This window comes from Endozoicomonas sp. SESOKO4, from assembly GCF_024606275.1.
In genome coordinates, this window is sequence record NZ_JAHHPS010000338.1 from 1 (window position 1) to 1,384 (window position 1,384).

Here is a 1,384-nt window from a genome sequence, read left to right on the forward strand (position 1 = left end):
CGGGAACAAGTAAGACAACTAGAGCTACTCATCCGTCAACGTCTCCCCAGCAACTGAAATACCACCTAACAACAAAATCGAGTGGATTCTGAACCTCCCCCGTTTTAGTGAACACTCAAATCCGACTGAAACGATGGCCACATGCCTGCTTATAGAACCGGGAAAAGCTCGCCAGTACACCAACGAATTTAAAGGTTATATCGAGAGTCCGATGACATTTTACATTAGTCTCTCTATTAAAAAGTTTCTTTCTAACATCTTCACGGATCAGAATTCTTCTTTTCTCTGGTTCCACTGAACTCAATGTTTTGAACTTCCATTGTAAAAACCACTCTAACAGACCTGACTCACTTCACTTGCGCAAATAATCAGGAAACAGAGGAAATATAATGAACGTATCATCTACCACAAACACTATGTTTCGCCCCGAAAAAACGGTGAACAATAGTCCGGAGGAAAACAGCAATATCTCATTTGCCGGTAAAAAAACAGGCCATGCAAAAACTGTCAGGGTTTATATAAAGGATTCGTTCATACAGACACATCAGTCATTAATCAATCCCGCTATTACCAACAAAACAACCCTTCATAGCTTTGAAATCGGAGGAAGAACTTATAGCTCATTTTGTGGTGAGGGCACTGATGAATACATAATGTCACTTTTTCAAGACAAAGATGACGATATTTCTTTTGTTGTCAAAGAGCAGGATGACATTGAGTGTGAATATCACCCTCCAGACCCCTGGGGAAAACGATTTGTTCAGTGGATTTCACAAGGGGCCAGTTATTGTACGACTTGCGAAGACGTTAAGGGTCAGCTTTCATCATGTCATCAATTCGAACATTTCCTGCACTGCGGAGTAAAAAAATTCTCTTTTAAAAATGTTATAACCTGTTACAACGACGCTATAGTCACTGATGTAAAAACAGTTCAGCCATTCAGTTATCTAAACCTGTCAGATACCTTTACACGAGAGTGGATTCATTCCATGACCTACATAGGTTCCGGTTTCTGCATCGGTAAATTTGGCACGGGGGGGCCTATTGCCATCCAGACTGTTGAAAACTCTTTATTACATTGGAGCAACAAGGACTGTGAAAGCCCAAGGTCAATTACGTTACGGACTGGTTTATTATATGCGGGCAGTAATTTTGGAACATTCACCTGAAAGTCAGGCATCGCCAAACTTTGTACTTGGAAGCTGAATTCCTGCGCGGTTACATTTTTTATTTATCATCTGCACGGATCAGAACTCTCCTTTTCTCTGGTTCCACTGAACTCACTGTTTTGAACTTCCATGGTAAAAACCACTCTAATAGACCTGACTCACTTTTAATGTCCTTTCCAAGCGAGGATAAATAATGACTTTAGAGACAGGGAGGC

General features: G+C 40.9%; 1 protein-coding gene. It reads left to right on the top strand.

The genetic code is table 11. The features are described from left to right. Positions 1 to 389: 389 nt before the first annotated feature. The gene (locus tag KDK16_RS06350) at positions 390 to 1,169 is read left to right on the top strand and encodes a hypothetical protein (protein ID WP_257275214.1); all 780 of its coding nucleotides are present in this window, start codon (positions 390 to 392) and stop codon (positions 1,167 to 1,169) included. The last annotated feature ends 215 nt before the right edge of the window (positions 1,170 to 1,384 follow it).